The organism is Massilia sp. PAMC28688 (assembly GCF_019443445.1).
GTDB lineage: Bacteria > Pseudomonadota > Gammaproteobacteria > Burkholderiales > Burkholderiaceae_D > Telluria_A.
The window spans coordinates 865,330-886,822 of sequence record NZ_CP080378.1; the positions used below are offsets into that span (position 1 = coordinate 865,330).

A 21,493-nucleotide genomic window follows, 5' to 3' on the forward strand; every position below is an offset into this window, starting at 1 on the left:
TCCAAGGCAGTTCCCCGTTCCAGTCAGCGCTGGGCGGCGCCTTCGCTGTTTCCTGTTTTTTTACTACGCATCCACTTATGGCAGCAGTCCTTCCAAACCCAGCAACCGGTGCACCCATGTCCGGGCTGGCACGCGCGCTCATGCAGGCGGGCCGCCTTTCCATGGCCCAGGCTGATGCGCTGCAAAAGAAGGCAGCGGTAGAAAAGATCCAGTTTATCGACGCCTTGATTTCCGGCGGCGCCATCGATGCCAAGTCGCTGGCTGCGTTTTGCGCCGAGACGTTTGGCTATCCCCTGATGGACCTGGCCACCTTTGGCCAGGACTCGCTACCGCAAGGGGCCATCGACAACAAGCTGATGCAGGCGCAGCGCGTGATCGCCCTGGCCAAGCGCGGCAACAAGATGTCGGTGGCCATTTCCGACCCCACCAATACGCAGGCGCTGGACCAGATCAAGTTCCAGAGCGAAGCCCAGGTCGAACCGGTGATCGTGGCCCACGACACCCTGGTGTCCTGGCTCAACAGCCTGAGCAAGACCGCCGAGCAGACCATCACCGACATGGTGGGCGACGATGAAGAGATCACGTTTGCCGAAGAATCGGGCCCGGCCTCGGTGCTCGACGCGGCCCAGAACGAGATCGAAGACGCGCCGATCGTCAAGTTCCTCAACAAGATCCTGATGGATGCGATCAACCTGGGCGCCTCCGACATCCACTTCGAGCCGTTTGAAAAGTTTTACCGGATCCGCCTGCGGGTTGACGGCGTACTGCGTGAACATGCCCAGCCGCCCATCACCATCAAGGAAAAGCTGGTCTCGCGCATCAAGGTCTTGTCCAAGCTCGACATTTCAGAAAAGCGCGTGCCGCAGGACGGGCGCATGCGCCTGGTGCTCTCGCCGGTCAAGGCGATCGACTTCCGGGTCAGCACCTTGCCCACCCTGTTCGGCGAAAAGACCGTCATGCGTATCCTGGACGCGACCCAGGCCCAGATGGGTATCGATGCCCTCGGCTACGATCCGGACCAGAAGGAATTGCTGCTTGACGCCATCCAGCGTCCCTACGGCATGGTGCTGGTGACCGGCCCGACCGGTTCCGGCAAGACCGTGTCGCTGTATACCTGCCTGAATGTGATCAACAAGCCCGGCATCAATATCTCTACCGCGGAAGACCCGGCCGAGATCAACCTGCCGGGCGTGAACCAGGTGAACGTGAATGACCGCGCGGGCCTGACTTTCCCGGTGGCGCTCAAGTCCTTCCTGCGCCAGGACCCGGACATCATCATGGTCGGCGAGATCCGCGACCTGGAAACGGCCGACATCGCCATCAAGGCTGCGCAAACGGGTCACATGGTGTTCTCGACCCTGCACACCAACGATGCGCCGTCGACATTGACGCGCCTGATGAACATGGGCGTGGCCCCTTTCAATATCGCCTCGTCGGTGATCATGATTACCGCCCAGCGCCTGGCGCGCCGCCTGTGCACCTGCAAGAAGCCGGTCGAGACTTCGCGCGAAATCTTGCTGGCGGCCGGTTTCAAGGAAGATGAACTGGAGGGCGGCTGGAAACCCTATGGACCGGTGGGCTGCGAGCGCTGCCTCGGCGGCGGCTACAAGGGCCGGGTGGGTATCTACCAGATCATGCCGATCACCCCGGCCATTGAAAAAATCATTCTGGCTCACGGCAACTCAATGGAGATTGCCGAACAATCAGAACGGGAAGGCGTGAAATCCCTGCGCCGCTCCGGCCTGATGAAAGTCAAGCAAGGGCTGACCAGCCTGGAAGAAGTGCTTGGCTGCACCAACGAATAGGAAAATTATGGCTACTGCAACATCCAAAGGCATCGCCGCCGTCAAGGAACATATCTATGCCTGGGAAGGCAAGGACAAGTCCGGCAAAATCGTGCGGGGCGAGATCCGCGCTGGTGGCGAAGCCATCGTGAACGTGACGCTGCGCCGCCAGGGGGTCCTGGTCACCAAGGTCAAGAAAAAGGTGATGCGCGGCGGGAAAAAGATCACCGACAAGGATGTGTCGCTGTTTACCCGCCAGCTGGCCACCATGATGAAGGCCGGTGTACCGCTGCTGCAATCATTCGACATCGTGGGCAAGGGCCATTCCAATCCCTCCATGGCCAAGCTCATTGCGGACCTGCGCGCCGATATCGAGACCGGCACCAGCCTGAACAATGCATTCCGCAAGTATCCGCTGTACTTCGATGCCCTGTTCTGCAACCTGGTGGGCGCGGGCGAACAGGCCGGTATCCTGGAAGACTTGCTCACGCGCCTGGCCGTGTACAAGGAAAAGACGCTGGCGATCAAGAAAAAGATCAAGTCGGCGCTCATGTATCCGGTCTCGATCCTGGGCATCGCCTTTGTCGTGACCGCCGTGATCATGATCTGGGTGGTGCCGGCCTTTAAATCGGTGTTTGAAAGTTTTGGTGCCGACCTTCCAGGGCCAACCCTGGTGGTGATGGCCATGTCCGATTTTGTGGTCAGCTATGCCTATATCATCTTCCCCGGCATTGCGGCGGCGATCTACTTCTTCCTCCAGAGCTGGAAGCGCTCGCTGGCCATGCAGCGCCGCATGGACTTGCTGCTGCTCAAAGCGCCCGTATTCGGCTCGGTGATCCGCAAGGCCGCCATTGCGCGCTGGACGCGCACCCTGGCCACCATGTTTGCCGCCGGCGTGCCGCTGGTGGAAGCGCTCGACTCGGTGGGCGGCGCCGCCGGCAATGCCCTGTACCTGGACGCGACCAAGAAAATCCAGAATGAAGTCAGTACCGGTACCAGCCTGACCATGGCCATGCAGAACTCGAACGTGTTCCCGCCGATCGTCACCCAGATGGTCGCCATCGGCGAAGAATCGGGCGCGCTCGACGCCATGCTGGGCAAGGTCGCCGGCTTCTTTGAAGATGAAGTGGACGAAGCGGTCGGCAACCTGGCCGCGCTGATGGAACCGGCCATCATGGCCATTCTCGGTATCCTCATCGGCGGCCTGGTGGTGGCCATGTACCTGCCGATCTTCAAGCTCGGTGCAGTGGTATAAGCGTGTAACAGCACGGCGGCGCAAGGCTGCCGTGCCGGTTTTTCATGGCGCCCAGGCGCGCTTGCTGCTGTGCAGCCCTCCCAACGTCAAGTGACAGCTTATGGAAACACTACTTTTTGCAGCGCCTGGCGCGCTCATGCCGGCCCTGGCCGCGGCCCTGCTGGGTCTGTTGATCGGCAGCTTCCTCAATGTGGTGATCTACCGCATGCCCAAGATGATGCAGCGCGAATTCGACAACGCCTGCGCCGAAAACTGTGGCAAGGAGCCGCCCCACACGGATGCCTTCAGCCTGTGGGGTCCGCGGTCGTGCTGCCCCAAGTGCGGCCACCAGATCACGGCGCTGGAAAACATTCCCGTGATTAGCTGGCTGGTCTTGCGCGGCAAGTGCAGCAGCTGCAAGGCCCCCATCTCGGCCCGCTATCCGGCCGTGGAACTGATTTCCGCCATCCTGTCCGGCTTGCTGGTGTGGCAATTCGGCAGCGGCTGGGCCGGCATGGCCGTCATGGCCTTCGGCCTGATCCTGCTGGCGCTGACGCTGATCGACTTCGACACCCAGTTCCTGCCGGACGACCTGGTCTATCCCCTCTTGTGGCTGGGCCTGCTCATCAACCTGAACGGCACCTTTGCCTCGCTGCGCGACGCCGTCATCGGCGCCGTCGCCGGCTACATGGTGCTATGGTCGGTCAATGAACTGTTCAAGCTGTGGAAGAAGATGGATGGCATGGGCAATGGCGACTTCAAGCTGCTGGCCGCGCTGGGCGCCTGGATGGGCTGGCAACTGCTGCCGGCCATCATCGTGCTCTCGTCGGTGGTGGGCGCCGTGGTCGGCATCGCCATGATGCTCCTGGGCGGCAAGAGCCGCGAGACCAAGATCCCGTTTGGCCCCTACCTGGCCGGTGCCGGCATGCTGGCCATGCTGTTCGGACCGGAACTGTCCAGCAGCATGCTGGGCATCGTCCAGCCCTGAGCATGGACAGCGCCCGGCCCCGTTTCAGCGTCGGCTTAACCGGCGGCATTGGCTGCGGCAAGACCACCGTGGCCAATATGTTTGGCGCGCTGGGCGCCACCCTGGTCGATACCGACGAGATTGCACACGCCCTCACCGCGCCCGGCGGCGCCGCCATGGCCGCCATCGACAGCGAATTCGGCCGCGAGTTCCTCACCCCTGAAGGCGCGCTCAACCGGCCGCGCATGCGCGCCCTGGTGTTTTCCGACCCCGGCGCCAAGGCCCGGCTCGAAGCCATTTTGCACCCCCGCATCCGCGACGCCGCGCTGGCCCAGGCCGCCATTGCCAGCGGCAGCTACGTCATCTTCGTGGTGCCGCTGCTGATCGAGTCCGGCACCTGGCGCCAGCGCGTCACCCGCGTGCTGGCCATCGATTGCGACGAAGCGGTGCAGGTCGCCCGTGTCATGACACGCAATGGCTTAACAGAAGAACAAGTGCGCGCCATCATGGCCACCCAGGTCACGCGCCAGGAACGCCTGGCCGCCGCCGACGACGTCATTACGAACAATGGCGCCAAGGCACTGCTGGAACCCCAGATCACCCGTCTGCACGCCCAATACCTGGCCTTTTCCGAAAGAATGTCACGATTGCCCGTAGAGCGTTTGTAATTTTGCTCCTATTGGTTCAGAATCACGTGATTGACCACTGGCCAACAAGTAAAGGGATGTCATTTTGATCGTCTACGAATACCCTTTCAACGAGCGCATTCGCACGTTGTTGCGGCTGGAAGACCTGTATGACAAATTCAAGTTCTTTGTTCAACAAGAACATGCGATGCAACACCACGTCGCGCTGGCCACCATCTTCGACATGCTGGAAGTGGCGGGCCGGGCCGATCTCAAATCGGACCTGCTGCAGGAACTGGAGCGCCAGAAGCAAAGCCTGCTGAGCTACCGCTCCAATCCCAACGTGGCCGCCGACATGCTCGATGCCGTGCTGGGCGAACTGGAAACCGTCAGCACCGCCCTGGTGGGCGCCCAGGGCAAGACCGGGCAGAACGTGCGCGACAACGAGTGGCTCATGAGCATCCGCGGCCGCACCATCATCCCGGGCGGGGCCTGCGACTTTGACCTGCCGTCCTATTTTGCGTGGCAACAGCGCCCGGCCGAGCAGCGCTACGCCGACATCATGGCCTGGTTTGCGCCGCTGGCGCCCCTGTTCGATGCCCTGTCCCTGGTCCTGCGCCTGCTGCGCGACTCCGGCGGGCCTGTTAAGATGATCGCCATCGCCGGCAGCTATCAGCAGATGTTGCAGGGGAAGGTGTACCAGATGCTGCGCCTGACCCTGGACGAAACGCTGGGCGCCATCCCGGAAATTTCAGCCAACAAATACATGCTGTGGGTACGCTTCACCAGCCAGGGCGGCGACCTCAAACCCAAGCCGCTCGAAGGCGACGTGCCGTTCGAACTCACGCTGTGCAACTTTTGAGTCCCTTGCCATGCCAGTCGTAAATTGCCCTACCTGTTCCGCCAAAGTGGAATGGACCGAGGCCAACAAATACCGTCCCTTCTGTTCCAACCGCTGCAAGCAGATCGACCTGGGTGCCTGGGCCGAGGAAAAATACACCATCCCGGCCGCCGCGCCATCCGATCCCCTGCTGGACGACGAGAACCAGCCGCAGTAAGGCCCGTCAGGCGTAGCGGGCGAGGGTCAGGCCGTCCAGGCTGATGTCCGGCTGCTTGCCGCTCACCAGATCCGCCAGCACGCGCGCCGAGCCGCACGACATGGTCCATCCCAGCGTGCCGTGACCGGTATTGAGATACAGGTTGCGATAGGGCGTGGCGCCGATCACCGGCGTGCCGTCCGGCGTCATGGGCCGCAGGCCGCACCAGAAGGAAGCCTGCGCCAGGTCGCCGCCATGCGGGAACAGGTCGGTGACCGCCCGTACCAGCGGCGCCCGGCGCTCCTGGCGCAGGCGCAGGTCGTAGCCGGCCAGTTCGGCCGTGCCGCCCACCCGGATCCGCTCGCCCAGGCGCGTGATGCCGACCTTGAAGGTTTCGTCCATCACGGTCGACTCGGGGGCGCCGCCGGCATCCTTGATCGGCATGGTGATGGAGTAGCCCTTGACGGGAAACACGGGAATCTGCACGCCCAGCGGCTTCAGTAGCAGCGGTGAATAGCTGCCCATGGCCATGACGTAGGCGTCGGCCGTCATTTCCCCTTCGCTCGTCATTACGCCCGTGATGGCGCCACCCGCCGCCTGCAGGCCGCGAATGTCCACGCCCTGGCGGAACTGCACGCCCTCCTGCTGCGCCATGGCGGCGAGCGCCTGGGTGAACTTGAAGCAGTCGCCCGTTTCGTCGCCCGGCAGGCGCAGGCCGCCCACGATGCGCCCGCGCACGCGCGCCAGCGCCGGCTCCACCTGCTCGCAGGCGGCCGGATCAAGCAGCGCGTAGGGCACGCCGTAGCGCTCCAGCACCGCCACGTCATGCGCGGCCTCATCGACCTGGCGCTGGTCGCGGAACACCTGCAGCGTGCCGCGGCTGCGTTCATCGTAGGCGATGCCGGTGTCGGCGCGCAGCTGCACCAGGCAATCGCGGCTGTATTCAGCCAGGCGCACCATGCGTGCCTTGTTCACTTCGTAGCGCGCCACGTTGCAGTTGGCGAGCATCTGCCGCATCCAGCGCCACATCGTGGGGTCAAACCGGGCGCGCACCACCAGCGGGCCGTCCCGCATGGCCAGCCACTTGAGGGCGCGCAGGGGAATGCCGGGCGCCGCCCACGGCGCGGCCATGCCCGGCGAAATCTCGCCGGCGTTGGCAAAACTGGTTTCCATCCCGGCCCCGCTCTGGCGTTCGACGACGGTCACTTCGTGCCCGGCCCGGGCCAGGAAATAGGCGGACGTGGTGCCGATGACGCCACTGCCAAGGACGATGATTTTCACGGTACGGCTTTCATTGACGACAAACAGCGGCGGCACGGGGCCACCGCCTGAAAAAGATTACGCGGTGCGCGAATAACGCAGCTGGTCGAGCCACTCAAGCAGCGGAATGGTGGCCGGCAGCAGCGGCGCCACGCCGACCGTTCCCTGCCACGCAAAGGCTTGCCCTTCCAGGCTTTGCGGTTCGCCATGCCAGGCATGGCTGATAAAAAAATGCAGCCGCACGTGGGCGTGTTCATACACGTGCTCCACGCCGCACCATTCTTCGGCGCTCTCGATCTGCACGCCCAGTTCTTCCACAAACTCGCGCTTGAGGGCGTCCAGGATGGCTTCGCCCTCCTCCACTTTACCGCCGGGGAATTCCCAGTAGCCTGCATACGGCTTGCCTTGCGGGCGCTGGCCGAGCAGCACATCCCCGTTGGGCTGCATCAGGATACCGACGGCGACGTCGATTGGCTTGGCGGTTTTGGTCATGGCGAAGGCAGTTTTCCGGCATAGTCCCTGGCGAACTGCCAGGCCACGCGGCCCGACCGCGAGCCGCGCGCCAGGGCCCAGCGCAGCGCCTCGGCGCGCGCGGCCTCGATCTGCTCGCCGCTGCAGCCAAAGCTGGCCAGCCAGTGGGCCACGATGCCGAGGTAGTCATCCTGCTTGAAGGGATAGAACGAGAGCCATAGGCCGAAGCGCTCGGACAGCGAAATCTTTTCTTCCACCGTCTCGCCGGGGTGCAGGTCGCCGTCTTCGGCATGGCGGTAACTGGCATTGTCGCTCATCTTTTCCGGCATCAGGTGGCGCCGGTTGGAGGTGGCGTAGATGATCACGTTGTCGGACTGCGCCGCAATGCTGCCATCCAGGGCCACCTTGAGTGCCTTGTAGCCGCTCTCGCCTTCTTCAAACGACAGGTCGTCGCAGTAAATGAGGAAGCGCTCCGGCCGGCCCGCCACCAGCTCGACAATGTCGGGCAGATCGGCCAGGTCGGCCTTGTCCACTTCGATCAGGCGCAGGCCGTCGGCGGCAAACTCGTTCAGGCAAGCCTTGATGAGGGACGATTTGCCGGTCCCGCGCGCGCCCGTGAGCAGCACGTTGTTGGCCGGGCGCCCCTGCACGAACTGGCGCGTGTTCTGCGCGATCTGGCGCTTCTGGGCGTCCACATGCTGCAGGTCGGCCAGCGCAATCGGCGCCACGTGCATGACCGGCTGCAGGTAGCTGGCGCCACCTGCCGCGCGGCGGCGCCAGCGAAAGGCAGTGCTGCGCTTCCAGTCAGGCTCGCGCGGGTGCGTCGGCGGCAGCACCGCCTCCACCCGGGCAAGCAGGGCTTCGGCGCGCAGCAGGAATTGTTCGAGCGGCGTCATGCGCCTTAGGAACGGTAGTCGGCGTTGATGGTGACGTAGTCGTGCGACAGGTCGCAAGTCCAGACGGTGGCAGCGTGGCTGCCGCGGCCCAGCTTGACGCGCACGGTGATTTCACTTTGCTTCATCACGCGCTGGCCATCGGCTTCCTGGTAGTCGGGATTGCGCCCGCCATTTCTGGCCACCCACACGTCGTCCAGATACAAATCGACCTTGCTCACGTCCAGGTCGTCCACGCCGGCGTAGCCGACGGCGGCCAGGATGCGGCCCAGGTTCGGGTCGGAGGCGAAGAAGGCGGTCTTGACCAGCGGCGAGTGGGCAATCGCGTAGGCGATCTTGCGGCACTCCTCGACGCTGTTGCCTTCATCGACCGTGATGGTGATGAACTTGGTCGCGCCTTCGCCGTCGCGGATGATCATCTGGGCCAGCGTACGGGCCAGGTCCGTCACCGCCGTTTTCAGTTCGCCGTATTCGGTCGAATCGGTATTGGCAATGGCCAGGCTGCCGGTGCCGGTGGCAATCAGCATGAACGAGTCGTTGGTCGAGGTGTCGCCGTCAATGGTGATGCTGTTAAAGGAGTGGTCGGCCGCGTGGCGCACCAGTTCTTCGAGCACGTCCTGCGAGACCTTGGCATCGATGGCCAGGTAGCCCAGCATGGTGGCCATGTTTGGCTTGATCATGCCGGCGCCCTTGCTGATGCCGGTCATGGTGACCGAGTGGCCGCAAATGTCGACCGTGCGCGAAGCCGCCTTGGGCTGGGTGTCGGTGGTCATGATCGCCTCGGCGGCGTTGTACCAGTTATCGAGCTGCAGGTTGGCGACCGCGTCCGGCAGCCCGGCCACGATTTTTTCAACAGGCAGGGGCTCCAGGATGACGCCGGTGGAGAACGGCAGGATCTGCTGGGGCTCGCAACCGAGCAGCTTGGCCAGGGCGGCGCAGGTCTGATTGGCACGCGCCAGGCCTTCTTCGCCGGTGCCCGCGTTGGCGTTGCCGGTGTTGACCATCAGGGCCCGGATCGGCTTGCCGCCATTGCCCACTGCCGCCAGGTTGGCCTTGCTGATCTGGACGGGTGCTGCGCAAAAACGGTTGGTGGTAAACACGCCGGCCACGGTGGCGGTATCGGCCAGCTTCATGACCAGCACGTCCTTGCGATTGGGCTTCTTGATGCCCGCTTCGGCAAAGCCGATCTCGATGCCGTTGACGGGTTTGAGGTCGGCTGCAACAGGCAGGGGGGAATTGACGGCCATGGCGGTATCTCCAGCAGGTGAATGCGAAGGCGCTATTGTACCGTGCAGGGCTGCAGGACGTATCTTGTTGACATGGTTGGTGGGTGGCCACGCATCCGGTAAAGCTGCGTGCATTTTACCGGCGTGTTTTTTTGTCAATTGGATATAAAATGCAAGCCGCCTACCCATTTATTGAACGGATATCATGACCTCGACCTTCAAACTCGTCTCGACCCTGGTGATGGCCAGCGCCGTTGTGCTCACTGGCTGCAACAAGAAGCAAGCCGATGCCACCCCCGACGCGGTGGTGGCGCCTGCGCCTGCTGCCGCCGAAACTGCAGCAGCTGCACCCGCCCCGGCGGCCAACCCTGCTGCCACGCCGGCACCGGTCGCCGCACCGGGCGCGAGCTTCGACATCAACAGCGTGCCGATGTCGACCGCCACGCTGCCGCCTTTTCCTTACCTCGACTGGCCGGCGAAACTGGAAGAAGGCCAGCGCAATGAGGAAGAACAGGAGTTCGACGGTGTCAGCGTCATTGCGGGCACCGATGTGCGCCCGGTGGAAGGCCGGGTATCGCGCCGCTACTATTCTTTATCCAACGCCAAGCTGAGCAAGCTCGCTGCCGAGCGCAACTACGAAGCAGCGCTCAAGGCCATGGGCGCGGTGCAGGTGAACCAGATCCAGATGGACGACCCGAAATTGCTCGAAGCGCACCCGGCGCTGCGGGAAGTGTCGGGGCTGCGCAAGACGTTCAAGGTCCTCGACCGTGGCGACTACAAGAGCTACCTGATCCGCACACCCAAGGGCAGTATCTGGATCGCAGTGGCCATCGACGACTACAACGCAACCGTGGTGGCAGTTGAAGAAAAGGCCATGGAGCAGTCGATCAAGCCCCTGAGCGCGGCGCAGATGCAGTCCGAACTGGCGGCCAGGGGCCATGTGGCGCTGTACATGAACTTTGATACCGACAAGGCCATCATCCTGGACAAGGACCAGGGCATCATCGACGAGGTCAGCCGCATGATGGCCAGCGACAGCAGCCTCAGGCTCAAGGTGGAAGGCCACACCGACAGCAGCGGCGACGCCAAGCGCAACGAGCGCCTGTCGGCCGAGCGGGCCGGTGCCGTGGTGGCCTCACTGGTTGACAAGGGCGTCGACAAAATGCGCCTTGCCGCGCTGGGCATGGGCGGCAGCAAGCCGGTGGCCGACAATGGCACCGAAGAAGGCCGTGCCAAAAACCGCCGCGTGGAACTGGTCAGGCAGGGCTAAGCAAGCTCAGCGCGCGACGCAGGCAGTGCCGGACCAGTCCGTGCCGCGCGGGCACACGCACAGCTTGCCCTCCAGCGTTGTCCCGGCCGGGCACTGGCCGAGTTTTTGCTCGGCCAGCGGCAGCCCGGTGGGCGGCGCCATGGTGGGCGGCATCGCCGCCCAGGCCAGTGCCATGATCAATCCGATTGCGACCAGGATCGCGCCGCGCAGTTTCGTCATTTTCATTCTCCAGTTCGCCGTTCGACAAACCAGAATTGCACGCCGCGTCCCGCAGCGATTGCGCAAACTCAACAAGAGGCCAGATTGATCAACCAGCTGCCGGGCCGCGGCATGGCGCCCTAGCGCGGCGCGCGGGCGCAGGAACCGATGTTCGCCCCCCGGTAGCCGCTGACCGTCAAGCCCGATATCCTGCCGGTGCGGTTCAGCGTCAGCAGGACGCGTTTGCCACCGTCGGTCTCGCGCCGGTACGTCAGGGTGCCGTCGCCGGCATTGACGGTGGCCACTTCATTTGCGTCATCGTCCAGCGCCAGCGTGTCGTTGCCCACACTGAGCGTGTTGCCGGCGGCGACGATGCGCGATGAGCGCGCTTCGGCCCTGCCCTGCGCGCACTGCAAGGTTGACCCGCCGGCACTGATATGCCGGGCCAGCGCCTGGTACAGATTGGCCGCGCGGCCCTGCTGGGGCGGCCGCGAATCGACGCATTTGATGGGATTGCCGCGGTCGGAATAGACCGTGGTGAGGTCGCCCTTGCGCTGGGACGACACGCTCCATTGGGCCCTGTCATTGCCGCCCAAGAAGGTAATTTCCGAGGGCTGGCCGTCGGCGCCCTGGATCGACAGCGTAAGGTTGGCGTCCGGGTCCATGAGGTTGCGGGCCGGCAGGCCCGGCGCGCTGATGCGGCCGTCCGCATCCACCGTGACGGCGCCGCGCGACACGGGACCGGACCTGGTGCTGCAATCGCCCGCGTAGCTGCCGGCGATCAGTCCGAGCATGGTGCGCTTGTAATCGGCCGTGCGCACCGGCCCCCTGTCCTGCTCGGCTTCTTCGCGGTCGCGCCGGGCGTCGTCGATGGCGGCGGTGGCTGCCTCCTGCGACGCCTCCACCTCGGCCTGTACCTGCGCCGTATCGGGAGCGGGTTTTTCACCAGTTTGCGAGGACGAGCCGCGCTCACCGCAAGCGGCAAGCATGCTCAGGGTACAGAGAGCAATAGCGATATTTTTCATGGGATTGGATGGAAGTAGTCAACAATGCAAGCAAGTATAGGGGAGTAATTTTGTACACGAGACACGATAGGCCACCATGTCGCCCGTGAGAAATAGTGCACACAGGATAGTGACAAAACGCTTGGCAACATTGATAATGGGAAACGTTAAACATTGTTCAATTCAAGCCATGAAAAAGTCTGCCCTCAGTGTCGGCGTCGCCCTCGCCCTGTTCGCCAATTCCCCCGCGCACGCGGCACCGCTCACGATCGAAACGAAGCGGGCCGAGGCAACGGCCAAGCAATCACCATCACCCCGCGTGGAAGCCTTCACCGCTGCGCTCCAGGAATTGGCCGATGTATTTGGCACCGGAAAAGGCAACCCCATTCCCCTGCTCGACAAACTCGTGCAGCACCGGCACTCGGAACAAACCCGCGCCCAGCTGATGCAGCATTTCGGCATCGACAGCCTATTTACGGTCACGCCAGCGAGCGCGCCGGCGGGCAAGGTCGCCTACGCCATCACCACACCGGCCAATCGCCACATGGACCCGAACGGCGAAGCCGTCGAATGGGCCACCCTGAACGCGAAGATCGAACTGGACAAGGCAGGACGGCGGATGATTTCTTCCGGGTCCTGGCCATCGTTCTCAGTCCACGGCCTGAAGTCCAGTATGCGGCTCAGCGATATCACGCTGACCAGCGACCAGACCCGTTCCAGCCGCGACGTGTGGCTTGGCAAGGGCGGATACCGCATCGGCTCCATCGTGTTTGGCAATGCCAGCGGCGATGGTGGTGTGGAGATCGAGGACTTGACGATCGATGCCGATGTCATCGAGCGCAAACAGGCCGTCACCATCGGCTTCGACATGCGCATCAAGGCGGTCAAGGTTGCAGGCGAGCAGGTTGACCATGTCCGGTTTGCCTCCCGCATGAGCAATGTGGACATGAAGGCATTCGAGGCCCTGAGCAAAGCAATCGCTGCCAAGGAAAAGCAGATGGATCCGGCCCTGGCATTCCTGAGCGCCAGGCCGGAACTGATTGCCTTCGGCAAAACCATGGCAGCACGCGGCACGGCGATCGAGATTGACGAGATCAGCGCCGGCTACCGCGGCCACCAGGCCAAGATTAAGGGCCGCGTGTCGCTGGCCCCCATGAAGGACGCCGACTTCGCAAACGCCGCCGCCTTTGTCAAGAAGCTGGTGGCGCGCATGGAAGTGCAGGTGCCACTGGCGCTGGTGAGCGAGGTGGCAGGCACGGTGACCAGCAAGCAGGCTGAGGCCAAGGGCCAGCCGATGGCCGATGGCGCCGTGGCGCAGGCCAGCCAGGGCATTACCGACGCCATGGTCGGCAAGGTCGTCACCAGCGGCTATGGCCGCGTCCACAACGACATGCTGGTCACTGTCATCGAATTTAAGAATGGCAAACTGACGCTCAACAACAAGGAAGTAGCGATGCCTGCCAGGAAGCCTACGCCAGCCGCCAGCAAATAGTGCTGCCGGCGGCTTGCGCTGCCAGCCCGTCCAAACAGGCGAACTGATCATGCGTTGTCATGCCGCCCCGCTGGCCATGCTGCTCACCCACGTCAAGTGCGCAAGACCCTGATCAAGCCGCCTGCGCGGACCTACTCGTCCGCCGATTCATGCCGGCGATGGTCCTGCCGTTTCCACCAGCCTTGACGCGGGCAGGCGTGCATGACGACCGCCCCAGGGCGGCCGCCGTCAACGCAATGAGCTGCTCAGAACTTCAGCAAGCGTCCGCTCAACCCGGCCACATCAAGCACGAGGCGGCCATCCGCGCCGGCCTTGACCTGTTCGCCGGTCACCAGGTCGGTCAGCACCGTCGCGGCGCTGACCACTGCCGGGTCCAGGGTGACACTGGCCGGCATTTCCTTCACATTCATTACCAGCAGTACGCGATTGGCGCCATGGTCCTTGCGGTCGATGTAGAGCGCATTGTCGGCAAACACATGCGTGCGTGAACCGTTGTACAGCGCCGGGTTGATGTCGCGCAGCTTCAGCAGCGCCGCCACATGGTCCTTCAGCTCGCGCGCCCGCGCGCCGGGCGCAGCGGTGGTCACGCCGTCCACGACGCCGGCGTCGCGCCCGACATGGTCGTCGCACAGGCCGGCGCTGGCGCAGTCGCCCGTCACCTTCGCCGCGAAGTTCGGCACTTCCTGGCCGATCTCGTCGCCGTAGTACACCGTCAGCGGGCCGCTGAAGGCAGCCATGAAAGTGAAAGCAGCCTTGTGGCGCAGCCAGTAGCCATTGCTGTCCGGATTGCCAAGCCCGGCGCGCTGGATCAGGTCGCCAAATCGGACCAGGTCATGGTTGCCGAGCATGAGGTTGGGCATGGCGTGGTCTGGGTAGGCAAGGTGGGTGGCGAAGCCGCTGGCCAGGTTGGCGGCCGGCCGCCCCGACAAGCCGGATTCTTCACCCGCCAGCGTCTGCACCAGCCGGTAGCGCAATGGAAAGTCGAAGGCGGAGCCAAGGCCCGGGCTGGCGTTGCTGCCGTAGGCCTGCTGGGCGATGTCGCTTTCGCCGCGCCAGACTTCCGCCACCATGTAGCCGAGCGGACGCACTGGCTGGCCATCCGCGCCGGCATAAGTGACCGAGCGCGACGCTTCCTGCACGGCTGCGCGCAGGCTGGTCCAGGCCGGCATCGGCACCTGGTAGGCCTGGTCCAGGCGCCAGCCATCGATCTTCAGTTCGCGAATCCAGTAGGTGGCCACCTCGCGATAAAAGGCCAGGGTATCGGGATTGCTGTAGTCGACCGGATTATTGCCGCCGGCGGGCTTGAGTCCGGACGGCGAGGCGGCGACATCGCCCTTGTGATGGCCGAACACGCCGTCGAAGAATACGGCCAGGCCGCGCTTGTGCGCCTCGTCCACCAGCTGACGCGCCTGGTCCAGGGTACCGAAGCGCGGATCGATCTTGAAATAGTCGCTGGCGAAGTAGCCGGTCGCATCGAGCCGGTCGGCAAAGATGTCCTGGCCGGTGCGAGGCGCCGACAGGAAGATCGGGGTCAGCCAGATGGCGTTCACGCCCGTGCTCTTGATGTAGTCGAGCGAGGCCGTGATTCCGGCCAGGTCGCCGCGGTGATGGCTGGTGCCATAGCCGACGCCAAAGTTGGCGGCCGCGTCCGCATCCACGAACGCTTCCACCATGACCTGGTACAGGCGCAGGCCGCAAGCAGGTTCCAGCGTGACGCGGTTGCATGGCAGGCGCGCTTCGGCGCTGCCGCTCGCCTTCTGCACCGTGACTGCGTGAATGACGGGGGCGGGAACGGCCGGGGCTGGTGCGGGCGGGGTCGGCGATGGCTGCGGCCCCGGTGCGGAGCCGCCGCCGCATGCCGACAGCGTCAATATGAGCAGCGCCTGTGGCAACAGGCGCATGGAAGGAAAGGTCATTCGTGTCTCCACATTATTATCATGGTAAGAATGTGTAATATTACTACACATAAAATTCCATGAGAATGACCTATAGCGCCATATTTTTTACTTCGACTACAGCATCGGCACGCCCGTCAACCTGGCGACACATCCTTGTTCCGTTTCCGCTCGCCCTCTTCCTCCCGGATTTCCAGCATCAGGAAATAGTTGAGCAGTGTGCGGATAATGGCAATGGCGGCGAGCTTGCCGATCTGGTCCCAGCTGGGGGCAATGGCGGTGGACAGGATGTCAGCGGCAAGCTGCAATTCAAGTGCCAGCAGCAGATACCGCCCGAGCCGGAGCCGGACCTGGTTGAACCCGGCGTCGGAGCGGCCCAAGGCATGACGGACCAGGGCCAACAATGCCGCGGCGATGCCAACGGCAATGACGATGGCACCGAGCGTTTCCACCAGCAGGCGCAGCCAGGCCAGTGCGTCGCGGGTCAGGGTCTCTGCAGCTTCAAACATCGCTTGCGCCGGCCCGTCAGGCCGTGCCGTCCTGCAGCAAGCGGCGCGGCATGCGCGGCGCCATGAGGCAGGCGCCACGCTCCCAACGCCCGCCGCGGCCGCGGCCGGCGCTTGCGAAAGGCCGGGCTAGGCAATCGATGTCGACTGAAAGCAGGCTGGCGTGCATGGATGGTCCCTGTTGTGTACCAGACATGATTGTGATCGAGGCGGGCAGATCGGGGAGCCACGTTGCCTGCTGACAGCTTCGCACTGCCAGCGCCTCCACCGCGCAAAGTGCCCATCCATAAAAAAACGGCACCGCAGTGCCGTTTTCGAGAATGCCGCAAGCGGCGGGCTTATGACAGCTTGCCGTGGCAAGCCTTGTACTTCTTGCCGCTGCCGCAAGGGCAAGGATCGTTGCGGCCCACTTTTGGCCCGGCGTCCTCGTCCATCGACTGGCGGATGCCGGCACCCGGCGAGAGCAGTTCTTCCGGCGCCGCATCGGGATTGAAGTCGGCATGCTGGAAGCTCAGGTTTTCCACATGCGACTGCTGCATCGCCGCTTCGGCCGCCTCGATCTCTTCGCGCGTCTGGATGCGCACCGTCATGATCATCTTGATCACTTCATTCTTGATCATGTCCAGCATGGAGCCAAACAGTTCAAACGCTTCGCGCTTGTATTCCTGTTTTGGATTCTTTTGCGCATAGCCGCGCAGGTGAATACCCTGGCGCAGGTGGTCCAGCGCCGCCAGGTGCTCGCGCCAGTGGCTGTCCACGCTTTGCAGCATGACGTTGCGCTCGAAGCCGCCAAACGACTCCTTGCCCACCAGCTCGATCTTGGCGGCGTAGGCCGCTTCGGCCGCAGCGAGCACCTTTTCCAGGATGTCTTCGTCGGTAATGTTCTCGTCCTGGGACAGCATGTCCTTCAGTGGCACATGCAGCTGCCACTCGCTGGCCAGGACTTCCTGCAGCGCTGGAATATCCCACTGCTCTTCCACCGACTCGGCAGGCACGTAGGTGCGCACCAGGTCGTGGAACACGCCTGCGCGCAGCGAGGCGATGAGTTCCGAAATGTCGGTCGTTTCCAGCAGTTCGTTACGCTGGGTGTAGATCACCTTGCGCTGGTCGTTGGCAACGTCGTCGTATTCCAGCAGCTGCTTGCGGATGTCGAAGTTGCGTGCTTCCACCTTGCGCTGGGCGGTCTCGATGGAACGGGTCACGATGCCCGCCTCGATCGGCTCGCCTTCCGGCATCTTGAGGCGCTCCATGATGGCGCGCACGCGGTCGCCCGCGAAGATGCGCAGCAGGGCGTCGTCCAGGCACAGGTAGAAGCGCGACGAACCCGGATCGCCCTGGCGGCCCGAGCGGCCGCGCAGCTGGTTGTCGACGCGGCGTGATTCATGGCGTTCGGTGCCGACGATATGCAGGCCGCCGGCCTTGACCACGTGCTCGTTGAGCGACTTCCACTCCGAACGGATCTTTTCGGCCTGGGCGGCCTTCTCGGCGTCCGACAGGGCCGGGTTGGCTTCGATGATCTGGATCTGCTTTTCCACGTTGCCGCCGAGGACAATGTCGGTACCGCGGCCGGCCATGTTGGTGGCGATGGTGATCATTTTCGGGCGGCCCGCCTGGGCAATGATTTCCGCTTCCCGGGCGTGCTGCTTGGCGTTGAGCACGTTGTGCTCCAGCTTGGCCTGGGTGAGGATGCCCGAGAGCATTTCCGAGTTTTCAATCGAGGTCGTACCCACCAGTACCGGCTGGCCGCGCTCATAGCAGTCGCGGATGTCGATCAGCATGGCGTTGTACTTTTCCTGCGACGACTTGTACACCTGGTCCTGGCGGTCCTTGCGCTGCGACGGCCGGTTGGGCGGAATGACGACCGTTTCCAGGCCATAGATTTCCTGGAATTCGTAGGCTTCCGTGTCGGCGGTACCGGTCATGCCGGCGAGCTTGGCATACATGCGGAAGTAATTCTGGAACGTGATCGAGGCCAGGGTCTGGTTCTCGTTCTGGATGCGCACGCCTTCCTTCGCTTCCACGGCCTGGTGCAGGCCATCGGACCAGCGGCGGCCCGTCATGAGGCGGCCCGTGAATTCGTCAACGATGATCACTTCATTGTTCTGCACCACGTAATGCGTATCCTTGTGGTACAGCGCGTGGGCGCGCAGGGCCGCATACAGGTGGTGGATCAGGAGAATATTGGCCGAGTCGTACAGCGAGGCGCCTTCCGGCAGCAGGCCCATCCGGGTGAGGATGGCTTCGGCGTTTTCGTGGCCCGCTTCGGTCAGCAGCACGGTGTGTGCCTTTTCGTCCAGGGTGTAGTCGCCCGGTACCGAAATGACGCCCTTGCCGTCCGGCGTTTCTTCGCCCACCTGCTTGGTCAGCAGGCGTGGCACTTCATTCATCTTGTGATACAGCTCGGTGTGATTTTCAGCCTGACCGGAAATGATCAAAGGGGTACGCGCTTCGTCGATCAGGATCGAGTCCACTTCGTCGACCACGGCAAACGACAGGCCACGCTGCACCCGCTCGCGCGCATCGTACACCATGTTGTCGCGCAGGTAATCGAAACCAAATTCATTGTTGGTGCCGTAGGTAATGTCGGACGCGTACGCCTTCTGCTTGACGTCATGGTCCATTTGCGACAGGTTCACGCCGGTCGACAGGCCCAGCCAGCCGTACAGGCGGCCCATCCAGTCGGCGTCGCGCTGCGCCAGATAATCGTTGACGGTAATGACGTGCACGCCCTTGCCCGACAAGGCATTGAGGTAAGTGGGCAGGGTCGCCATCAGCGTCTTGCCTTCGCCGGTGCCCATCTCGGCAATCTTGCCATAGTGCAGTACCATGCCGCCCAACATCTGCACGTCGAAGTGGCGCATCTTGAGCACGCGCTTGGCAGCTTCGCGGCAGACGGCAAATGCTTCCGGCAGCAGCTCGTCGAGCGTTTCGCCCTTGGCAAAGCGCGCCTTGAATTCCGGCGTCTTGGCCTGGAGTTCAGCATCGGACAGCTTTTCAATCTGCGGCTCGAGCGCACTGATCTGGCGAACCGTTTTTTGGTACTGCTTGAGCAGCCGCGTATTGCGGCTACCGAAAATCTGGGTCAGAAATGACATGCTTGAATTCTTGAAAAAAACGCCGCAAAAAGAAGCCGCAATGATGTCAAATAGACATCGCCATGCGACCGACTATGGCAAAAAGAGGGTGATTTTATCATGCGATCCTGCCCCAAATGGGGATTACACGTCCGATAACAAGTGGACATTGGCGAATGAGCTTGTTACGCTGGCGCCTTTCGCATCTGAAACGACCGCCTTCCATGCACATTTACGGCACCAAGAACCGCAAAACCTCGATCGAGGTCACGGATTTCCTGCGCCGCAATGACAAGATGGCAGCCCTGATGCCCGCTGCCATGCGCATGGCCAGCCTGCAGCAGGATTGTGCCGATGCCCTGCCGTCCATGTTTGGCAAATGCGATGTGCTCTCGTTTGAAGACGGCAACCTGGTGCTGGCGACGCCCTCTTCCGCCGTCGCGGCCAAGCTCAAGCAGCAGCTGCCGAAGCTGCAGCTGGCCCTGCACAAGCGCGGCTGGGTGGTCAATGGGATCAAGCTCAAGGTGCAGGTCATCCGCAGCATGGAGCCGGTGGTCCATACGCGCCAGCTGGTGCTGCCGCAGGTGGCGGTCAAGGCGTTCGACGAGCTGGGCGATGCGCTCGCGCCCACGGCGCAGAATGCGACGCTGATCGCAGCGCTCAAGGCAATGGCGGCGCGCCGCCGCTGATCGGCTTATTAAGTCAGGGCCCACTCGCGTGCCATCTGGCGCACGTAGGACGCCGGCGCCGTGCCCGGCGTGGCAAAGGACACAATTTCGTACGCATCCGGGTGCTTGAGCAATTCCAGCAGCAGCAGGTTGTTCAGGCCGTGGCCGGATTTGTGCGCTTCGTAGCTGGCCAGCAGCGGGTGACCGACCAGATACAGGTCGCCGATGGCGTCGAGGATCTTGTGGCGCACGAACTCATCGTCGTAGCGCAGCCCGTCCGAATTGAGGATGCGGTATTCATCCATGACAATCGCATTTTCCAGCGAGCCGCCCCGGGCCAGGCCCATGCCGCGCAGGCTTTCCACATCCTGCATGAAGCCGAAGGTGCGGGCCCGCGCCACGTCGTGCACGTATGACACGTCGCCAAAGTCGACGTGGGCGCGCTGGGTGGTGCCGTCGACGGCCGGGTGGTTGAACTCGATGAAAAAATCAAGTTTGAAGCCATCGTAGGGCGACAGGCGCGCCCATTTTTCGTCCATGCCGGCGCCCTGGCGTACTTCCACCGGCTTGAGCACGCGGATAAATTTTTTGGCCGCATCCTGCTCCTGCACGCCCGCCTGCTGCAGCAGGAACACGAAGGACGAGGCTGAACCATCCATGATGGGGATTTCTTCGGCCGACACGTCCACGTACAAGTTGTCGATGCCCAGGCCGGCGCAGGCCGACATCAGGTGCTCGACGGTGGACACGCGGGCGCCACCGCTGATGAGAACGGACGCCATGCGGGTATCCCCCACCACGCCCGCGCTGGCGGGGAACTCCACCACCGGGTCGAGGTCGACGCGGCGAAACACAATGCCGGTGTCGGGCGCGGCCGGATGCAGGGTCAATACCACCTTGGTGCCTGAATGCAGGCCCACGCCGGTGGTACGGACAACTTGCTTGAGGGTTCTTTGTTTGAGCATGCGCCGATTATATCGGACTTGCTTCGGGCTTGCCGCCGGGTGAGACTGATTGTCAGAGTCGTAATAATTCTGCAGTCACGCTGCCAGGGGGCGGGATTTTTCGCTGCGAATGAGGTACACCCCGCTGCCGATGATGATGGCGGCGCCCACCAGCGTGTAATAGTCGGGCAGCGTGCTCCAGATCAGCCAGTCCAGCGCCACAGCCCAGGCCAGGGCCGTATATTCCAGTGGCGCTACGGACGACGGTTCGCCGCGCGAGAATGCCTCGGTGATGGCAAGCTGCCCTATAAAGCCAGTTGCGGCCAGGGCGCTGAGGAGCCAGATGTCCTGGCCCCGGATGGTGACCCAGTTGGGAGCTGCGAGCACGGTCGCGCCAAGTGCCACCATGGCCATCAGCCACAGCACCATCTGGTCGCCGGAATCGGTACGTCCCAGCACCCGCGCCATGATGGCGGAGATGGCGTAAAAGGAGGCCGCAGTCAGGATCGCCAGGCCGCCGAGCGTGAACATGCCCTCCCCGGTCGGACGCAGGACCACCAGCACGCCAATGAGCCCCACCCCGATGGCGATCCAGCGCGTGCTGCTGACCTGCTCCTTTAAGAACACCACCGACAGCATCGTAATCAACGCAGGCGAGATGAAAAAAATCGTGTAGGCCTCGGCCAGCGACAAATTCCTGATGCCGAACGTGAACAGCGCGAGCATGAATACGCCCAGCACCGCGCGCCATACATGCAGCGCCCAGCGCACCTTGAAAATGGTCTTGAAGGCGCCGCGCCACCAGATATAGAGCAGCACCAGCGGCAGGGACGTGAGCGCGCGCAGTGAAGCGACCTGCATCGAGGGATAGTGGCCAGAGAGCTGCTTCATCACCGCGTCCATGAGCGAAAACATGGCCACGGCCAGCAGCATCGCATAGATGC

At 63.2% G+C, this 21,493-nt stretch carries 21 protein-coding genes; 9 read left to right on the plus strand and 12 right to left on the minus strand.

Features of this window, described 5'->3' with window-relative positions:
• Positions 1-116 precede the first annotated feature (116 nt).
• From pilB to yacG, 6 genes are all read left to right on the plus strand, one after another.
• Complete coding sequence (pilB, locus tag KY495_RS03775) at positions 117-1,805, plus strand: type IV-A pilus assembly ATPase PilB (RefSeq protein ID WP_229518491.1); 1,689 nt, start codon at positions 117-119, stop codon at positions 1,803-1,805.
• A gap of 7 nt (positions 1,806-1,812) precedes the next feature.
• A complete protein-coding gene (locus KY495_RS03780) occupies positions 1,813-3,039 on the plus strand; it encodes a type II secretion system F family protein (RefSeq protein WP_219882426.1) in 1,227 nt (408 codons plus the stop codon).
• Positions 3,040-3,139: 100 nt separating this feature from the next.
• Complete coding sequence (locus tag KY495_RS03785; RefSeq protein ID WP_219882427.1) at positions 3,140-4,006, plus strand: A24 family peptidase; 867 nt, start codon at positions 3,140-3,142, stop codon at positions 4,004-4,006.
• 2 nt (positions 4,007-4,008) lie between these two features.
• Entirely contained in the window at positions 4,009-4,653 is a 645-nt protein-coding gene (coaE, locus tag KY495_RS03790; RefSeq protein ID WP_219882428.1) for a dephospho-CoA kinase, read from the plus strand.
• Between the two features lie 64 nt (positions 4,654-4,717).
• Positions 4,718-5,473, plus strand: coding sequence for a cell division protein ZapD (zapD, locus tag KY495_RS03795; protein ID WP_219882429.1), 756 nt, complete (start codon positions 4,718-4,720; stop codon positions 5,471-5,473).
• Positions 5,474-5,483: 10 nt separating this feature from the next.
• Entirely contained in the window at positions 5,484-5,669 is a 186-nt protein-coding gene (yacG, locus tag KY495_RS03800; RefSeq protein WP_219882430.1) for a DNA gyrase inhibitor YacG, read from the plus strand.
• 6 nt (positions 5,670-5,675) lie between these two features.
• Here the strand turns inward: yacG and KY495_RS03805 are convergent, their stop codons facing one another.
• Genes KY495_RS03805 through argJ form a run of 4 tightly spaced genes read right to left on the minus strand, consistent with a single transcriptional unit; the run spans position 5,676 to position 9,519 of the window.
• Complete coding sequence (locus KY495_RS03805) at positions 5,676-6,929, minus strand: D-amino acid dehydrogenase (protein ID WP_219884072.1); 1,254 nt, start codon at positions 6,927-6,929, stop codon at positions 5,676-5,678.
• 57 nt (positions 6,930-6,986) lie between these two features.
• Positions 6,987-7,400 (minus strand): NUDIX domain-containing protein, encoded by a 414-nt coding sequence (locus tag KY495_RS03810; RefSeq protein WP_219882431.1) that lies wholly within the window; start codon positions 7,398-7,400, stop codon positions 6,987-6,989.
• The gene (locus tag KY495_RS03815) at positions 7,397-8,275 is read right to left on the minus strand and encodes an ATP-binding protein (protein ID WP_219882432.1); all 879 of its coding nucleotides are present in this window, start codon (positions 8,273-8,275) and stop codon (positions 7,397-7,399) included. The genes KY495_RS03810 and KY495_RS03815 overlap by 4 nt, the downstream gene beginning before the upstream one ends.
• 5 nt (positions 8,276-8,280) lie before the next feature.
• Positions 8,281-9,519, minus strand: coding sequence for a bifunctional glutamate N-acetyltransferase/amino-acid acetyltransferase ArgJ (gene argJ, locus KY495_RS03820; RefSeq protein WP_219882433.1), 1,239 nt, complete (start codon positions 9,517-9,519; stop codon positions 8,281-8,283).
• 184 nt (positions 9,520-9,703) lie between these two features.
• Between argJ and KY495_RS03825 the strand changes: the two genes are divergently transcribed.
• The gene (locus KY495_RS03825; protein ID WP_219882434.1) at positions 9,704-10,768 is read left to right on the plus strand and encodes an OmpA family protein; all 1,065 of its coding nucleotides are present in this window, start codon (positions 9,704-9,706) and stop codon (positions 10,766-10,768) included.
• Positions 10,769-10,774: 6 nt separating this feature from the next.
• On the opposite strand, the gene KY495_RS03830 is transcribed toward KY495_RS03825, so the two are convergent.
• On the minus strand, positions 10,775-10,993 hold the full coding sequence (locus tag KY495_RS03830; RefSeq protein ID WP_219882435.1) for a hypothetical protein: 219 nt from the start codon (positions 10,991-10,993) through the stop codon (positions 10,775-10,777).
• 113 nt (positions 10,994-11,106) lie between these two features.
• Entirely contained in the window at positions 11,107-11,991 is an 885-nt protein-coding gene (locus KY495_RS03835) for a hypothetical protein (protein ID WP_219882436.1), read from the minus strand.
• 169 nt (positions 11,992-12,160) lie between these two features.
• Here KY495_RS03835 and KY495_RS03840 point away from each other — a divergent pair, with 169 nt between their 5' ends.
• Complete coding sequence (locus KY495_RS03840; RefSeq protein WP_219882437.1) at positions 12,161-13,462, plus strand: DUF945 family protein; 1,302 nt, start codon at positions 12,161-12,163, stop codon at positions 13,460-13,462.
• Positions 13,463-13,707: 245 nt separating this feature from the next.
• Here the strand turns inward: KY495_RS03840 and KY495_RS03845 are convergent, their stop codons facing one another.
• From KY495_RS03845 to secA, 4 genes are all read right to left on the minus strand, one after another.
• A complete protein-coding gene (locus KY495_RS03845) occupies positions 13,708-15,378 on the minus strand; it encodes an alpha-amylase family glycosyl hydrolase (protein WP_219882438.1) in 1,671 nt (556 codons plus the stop codon).
• A 116-nt stretch (positions 15,379-15,494) separates the two neighbouring features.
• Positions 15,495-15,866 (minus strand): DUF1622 domain-containing protein, encoded by a 372-nt coding sequence (locus tag KY495_RS03850; RefSeq protein ID WP_219882439.1) that lies wholly within the window; start codon positions 15,864-15,866, stop codon positions 15,495-15,497.
• 16 nt (positions 15,867-15,882) lie between these two features.
• Positions 15,883-16,059 (minus strand): hypothetical protein, encoded by a 177-nt coding sequence (locus KY495_RS03855; protein WP_219882440.1) that lies wholly within the window; start codon positions 16,057-16,059, stop codon positions 15,883-15,885.
• 142 nt (positions 16,060-16,201) lie between these two features.
• Complete coding sequence (gene secA / locus KY495_RS03860) at positions 16,202-18,958, minus strand: preprotein translocase subunit SecA (RefSeq protein WP_219882441.1); 2,757 nt, start codon at positions 18,956-18,958, stop codon at positions 16,202-16,204.
• Between the two features lie 203 nt (positions 18,959-19,161).
• Between secA and KY495_RS03865 the strand changes: the two genes are divergently transcribed.
• On the plus strand, positions 19,162-19,626 hold the full coding sequence (locus KY495_RS03865; RefSeq protein WP_219882442.1) for a DciA family protein: 465 nt from the start codon (positions 19,162-19,164) through the stop codon (positions 19,624-19,626).
• A gap of 8 nt (positions 19,627-19,634) precedes the next feature.
• On the opposite strand, the gene lpxC is transcribed toward KY495_RS03865, so the two are convergent.
• Positions 19,635-20,570 (minus strand): UDP-3-O-acyl-N-acetylglucosamine deacetylase, encoded by a 936-nt coding sequence (lpxC, locus tag KY495_RS03870; RefSeq protein WP_219882443.1) that lies wholly within the window; start codon positions 20,568-20,570, stop codon positions 19,635-19,637.
• 75 nt (positions 20,571-20,645) lie between these two features.
• Positions 20,646-21,482 carry a DMT family transporter gene (locus KY495_RS03875; protein WP_219884074.1) on the minus strand — a complete coding sequence of 279 codons (837 nt, stop codon included), beginning with the start codon at positions 21,480-21,482 and terminating at the stop codon, positions 20,646-20,648.
• Positions 21,483-21,493 lie beyond the last annotated feature (11 nt).

What these genes read in the sequence shown, in the direction of transcription:
- pilB (WP_229518491.1), top strand. Translation starts at nt 117, where the DNA reads ATGTCCGGGCTGGCACGCGCGCTCATGCAGGCGGGCCGCCTTTCCATG.
- KY495_RS03780 (WP_219882426.1), top strand. Translation starts at nt 1,813, where the DNA reads ATGGCTACTGCAACATCCAAAGGCATCGCCGCCGTCAAGGAACATATC.
- KY495_RS03785 (WP_219882427.1), top strand. Translation starts at nt 3,140, where the DNA reads ATGGAAACACTACTTTTTGCAGCGCCTGGCGCGCTCATGCCGGCCCTG.
- coaE (WP_219882428.1), top strand. Translation starts at nt 4,009, where the DNA reads ATGGACAGCGCCCGGCCCCGTTTCAGCGTCGGCTTAACCGGCGGCATT.
- yacG (WP_219882430.1), top strand. Translation starts at nt 5,484, where the DNA reads ATGCCAGTCGTAAATTGCCCTACCTGTTCCGCCAAAGTGGAATGGACC.
- KY495_RS03810 (WP_219882431.1), bottom strand. Translation starts at nt 7,400, where the DNA reads ATGACCAAAACCGCCAAGCCAATCGACGTCGCCGTCGGTATCCTGATG.
- KY495_RS03815 (WP_219882432.1), bottom strand. Translation starts at nt 8,275, where the DNA reads ATGACGCCGCTCGAACAATTCCTGCTGCGCGCCGAAGCCCTGCTTGCC.
- argJ (WP_219882433.1), bottom strand. Translation starts at nt 9,519, where the DNA reads ATGGCCGTCAATTCCCCCCTGCCTGTTGCAGCCGACCTCAAACCCGTC.
- KY495_RS03825 (WP_219882434.1), top strand. Translation starts at nt 9,704, where the DNA reads ATGACCTCGACCTTCAAACTCGTCTCGACCCTGGTGATGGCCAGCGCC.
- KY495_RS03830 (WP_219882435.1), bottom strand. Translation starts at nt 10,993, where the DNA reads ATGAAAATGACGAAACTGCGCGGCGCGATCCTGGTCGCAATCGGATTG.
- KY495_RS03835 (WP_219882436.1), bottom strand. Translation starts at nt 11,991, where the DNA reads ATGAAAAATATCGCTATTGCTCTCTGTACCCTGAGCATGCTTGCCGCT.
- KY495_RS03840 (WP_219882437.1), top strand. Translation starts at nt 12,161, where the DNA reads ATGAAAAAGTCTGCCCTCAGTGTCGGCGTCGCCCTCGCCCTGTTCGCC.
- KY495_RS03845 (WP_219882438.1), bottom strand. Translation starts at nt 15,378, where the DNA reads ATGACCTTTCCTTCCATGCGCCTGTTGCCACAGGCGCTGCTCATATTG.
- KY495_RS03850 (WP_219882439.1), bottom strand. Translation starts at nt 15,866, where the DNA reads ATGTTTGAAGCTGCAGAGACCCTGACCCGCGACGCACTGGCCTGGCTG.
- KY495_RS03855 (WP_219882440.1), bottom strand. Translation starts at nt 16,059, where the DNA reads ATGTCTGGTACACAACAGGGACCATCCATGCACGCCAGCCTGCTTTCA.
- secA (WP_219882441.1), bottom strand. Translation starts at nt 18,958, where the DNA reads ATGTCATTTCTGACCCAGATTTTCGGTAGCCGCAATACGCGGCTGCTC.
- KY495_RS03865 (WP_219882442.1), top strand. Translation starts at nt 19,162, where the DNA reads ATGCACATTTACGGCACCAAGAACCGCAAAACCTCGATCGAGGTCACG.
- lpxC (WP_219882443.1), bottom strand. Translation starts at nt 20,570, where the DNA reads ATGCTCAAACAAAGAACCCTCAAGCAAGTTGTCCGTACCACCGGCGTG.
- KY495_RS03875 (WP_219884074.1), bottom strand. Translation starts at nt 21,482, where the DNA reads ATGCTGCTGGCCGTGGCCATGTTTTCGCTCATGGACGCGGTGATGAAG.